The sequence below is a fragment of the Kitasatospora sp. MY 5-36 genome, from assembly GCF_001182915.1.
GTDB lineage: Bacteria > Actinomycetota > Actinomycetes > Streptomycetales > Streptomycetaceae > Kitasatospora.
The window spans coordinates 1-3349 of record NZ_LFVW01000917.1 but is presented as its reverse complement, the minus strand read 5'-3'; the positions used below and the strand labels follow the sequence as shown (position 1 = coordinate 3349).

The 3349-nt window shown below is 70.8% G+C and carries 2 protein-coding genes and 2 pseudogenes; all 4 read right to left on the bottom strand.

The features are described from left to right. Positions 1-238, bottom strand: a pseudogene (locus AE652_RS38175) (hypothetical protein); the annotation flags it as partial. Then, on the bottom strand, positions 235-1437 hold the full coding sequence (locus AE652_RS38170; protein WP_049659946.1) for a homogentisate 1,2-dioxygenase: 1203 nt from the start codon (positions 1435-1437) through the stop codon (positions 235-237). The gene AE652_RS38170 and the pseudogene AE652_RS38175, both read right to left, overlap by 4 nt. A gap of 140 nt (positions 1438-1577) precedes the next feature. Next, complete coding sequence (hppD, locus tag AE652_RS38165; RefSeq protein WP_049659944.1) at positions 1578-2792, bottom strand: 4-hydroxyphenylpyruvate dioxygenase; 1215 nt, start codon at positions 2790-2792, stop codon at positions 1578-1580. Between the two features lie 229 nt (positions 2793-3021). Next, positions 3022-3349 (bottom strand): annotated as a pseudogene (locus tag AE652_RS38160) (alpha/beta hydrolase); the annotation flags it as partial.

Genomic DNA, 3349 nt, shown 5'->3' with positions numbered 1-3349 from the left:
CGTCCGCCCCCGCGGCGCCCGGAACCGCGCCGGCCGAGACCGCCGCGGCCAGCTCGCCCAGTCGGCCGGCCCCGCAGAGGAAGGGCCCGACCGCCTCGGCATACCAGGCCGCGCGGTGCGCCCGGTGCGCGGGCACCGCCTCGGCGACCGGCAGGTTCCCGGGCGGGAACACCGCCGCGTCGTCGAACAGTCCGCGGAACAGCTCGGGGATCACACCCCCCGAAGGAAGTGCGTTCATCGCCCGGGCCCCCGACCGGCCCAGGTCCAGGCGTAGTTGGCGTCCTCAGTGGCCCGACCGCCCTCGCCGAGCTCCAGCGGGCGGAAGGTGTCCACCATGACGGCCAGCTCGTCGAAGAACTCCGCGCCGATGCTGCGCTCGTACGCCCCCGGCTGCGGCCCGTGGGTGTGCCCGCCCGGGTGCAGCGAGATCGAGCCCTGGCCGATGCCGGAGCCCTTGCGGGCCGCGTAGTCGCCGCCGCAGTAGAACATGACCTCGTCGCTGTCCACGTTGGCGTGGTAGTACGGCACCGGGATCGCCAGCGGGTGGTAGTCCACCTTGCGCGGGACGAAGTTGCAGATCACGAAGCCGTTGCCCTCGAAGACCTGGTGGGCCGGCGGCGGCTGGTGGATCCGGCCGGTGATCGGCTCGAAGTCCTTGATGTTGAACGCGTACGGGTACAGGCAGCCGTCCCAGCCGACCACGTCGAACGGGTGGTGCGGCACGGTGTAGCGGGTGCCCGCGATCCCGTTCGGGCCGCGGTGCTTGACCAGCACGTCGACGTCCCCGGGAGCGTCCACGACCAGCGGGCCGACCGGTCCGCGGAAGTCCCGCTCGCAGTACGGCGCGTGCTCCAGCAGCTGCCCGTACTTGGACAGGTAGCGCTTGACCGGGGTGATGTGGCTGTTCGCCTCGATGCAGTACGCGCGCAGCGGCTCGTCCCCGGCCGGCACCCAACGGTGGGTGGTGGCACGGGGGATGACCACGTAGTCGCCCTGCCCGACCTCGATCGAGCCGAACACCGTCTCGACCGTGCCGGAGCCGGACTCCACGTACACGCACTCGTCGCCGAGCCCGTTGCGGTAGAGCTCGCTCGGGGCCCCGGCGGCGACGTACGAGATCCGCACGTCGCCGTTGCCGAGGACGAGCCGGCGGCTGCCGACGACGTCCGCGGACTTCCAGTCCTGGTCCGCGAACAGCTCGTGCAGCTTGAGGTGGCGGGGGAGGAGGGGGTGGTTGGGCACCGTGGACTGGTCCGGCAGCTCCCACGGCACCGCGTTGACCACCGCCGAGGGGATGCCCCGGTGGTAGAGCAGTGAGGAGTCCGAGGAGAACCCCTCCTCGCCCATCAACTCCTCGTAGTACAGCCCGCCTTCGGGGGTGCGGTGCTGGGTGTGCCGCTTGGGCGGGATGCTTCCCAGCTGCCGGTAGTACGCCATCTCCGTGGTCCTCCTCGACCGTTCGGCAGAGATCCGTTCGTCAGAGCCTGCCAGAGCCTGTCAGGGCCCGGACAGACCCTTGTCAGGGTCCGTCCGGGCTTCTACAGAGCTCGTTGGGGCCCGTCAGAGCCCTCGGACGCTCACAGGTTGCCGCGTCGGTCCTGCTCGCGCTCGATGGACTCGAAGAGCGCCTTGAAGTTGCCCTTGCCGAAGCCGAGCGAACCGTGCCGCTCGATGAACTCGTAGAAGACGGTGGGGCGGTCGCCGATCGGCTTGGTGAAGATCTGCAGCAGGTAGCCGTCCTCGTCGCGGTCGACCAGGATGCCGCGCTTCTTCAGCTCCTCGACCGGCACCCGGACCTTGCCGATCCGCGCGCGCAGCTCCGGGTCGTCGTAGTAGGAGTCCGGGGTGGAGAGGAACTCCACGCCGCGCGCCCGCAGCACGTCCACGGTGGTGAGGATGTCGTTGGTGGCGAGCGCCATGTGCTGGCAGCCGGGGCCGGTGTAGAACTCCAGGTACTCGTCGATCTGGGACTTCTTCTTGGCGATGGCCGGCTCGTTGAGCGGGAACTTCACCCGGTGGTTGCCGCTGGCGACGACCTTGGACATCAGTGCGGAGTAGTCGGTGGCGATGTCGTCGCCGACGAACTCGGCCATGTTCACGAAGCCCATGACGCGGTTGTAGAACGCCACCCACTCGTCCATCCGGCCCAGTTCGACGTTGCCTACGGCGTGGTCGAGGGCCTGGAAGAGGCGCTTGGGCGAGCCCTCCGGGTGGGTGACCCGGCTCTCCGCGACGACGTAGCCCGGCAGGTACGGGCCGTGGTAGCGGGAGCGGTCGATCAGGGTGTGGCGGGTCTCGCCGTAGGTGGCGATGGCCGCGCGGCGCACGGTGCCGTTCTCGTCCGAGACGTCGTTCGGCTCCTCCAGCACGGTGGCGCCGGTCGCGCGGGCGTGCTCGATGCACTTGTCGACGTCCGGGACCTCCAGGGCGAGGTCGACGACGCCGTCGCCGTGGCGGCGGTGGTGGTCCAGCAGCGGGCTGTCCGGCTGGACGCCGCCCTTGATCACGAAGCGGCAGGAGCCGGAGCGGAGCACGTACGCCTTGCGGTCCCGGCGGCCGGTCTCCGGGCCGGAGTAGGCGACCAGCTCCATGCCGAAGACGACCTGGTAGAACTGCGCCGTCTGGGTGGCGTTGCCGACCACGAAGACGACCGCGTCCTGGGCCGTCACCGGGAAGGGGTCGGCGGCGGCGTCGTGCTCGACGAGGCCGACGAGGCGGCGCAGCTGGTCGGCGTCAAGACCGGCCTCGCGCTCCTCGGGGGTCAACTCAAGGGCGTGGGACTGCGGGGTCATCGCTCGTTCCTCCACTTCGGGCCTCGCCGTCGAGGCTTCCGCTGGATCGCGACCGCACCGAACGGGTGGGCGGTGTGGTTGCGGAGAGCTTGCTCCTGTCGGGGTGGTTGGGCAACAGGTCGGATTTTGACTGCTCAATGTGTACAAGCTGATCAGAAATTCCCGCTGTCAGCTGCGCAAAATGCGTTGCTCACCGGGGGTGAAGCACGAAGTCTGCGCAATGGGACGGTCACGCGCTCCCGGGGCCGACGGGGCGCGGGAGGTGGCGGAGGAACCAGTCCGCGGCCAGCTCGGCGACCCGGTCCAGGGTCCCCGGCTCCTCGAACAGGTGGCTCGCGTGCGGCACCACCGCGAGCCCGGTCTCGCAGCGCAGTCGGCTCCGGGCCCGCCGGTTGAGGTCGAGCACGGTGGGGTCCAGCGACCCGACGACGAGCAGCGTCGGGGCGCGGACCCGGGCCAGGGTGTCGGGCGCGGCGAGGTCCGGGCGGCCGCCCCGGGAGACCACGGCGCGTACCGCCGGGCCCAGTTCGGCGGCGGTGTGCAGCGCGGCCGCGGCG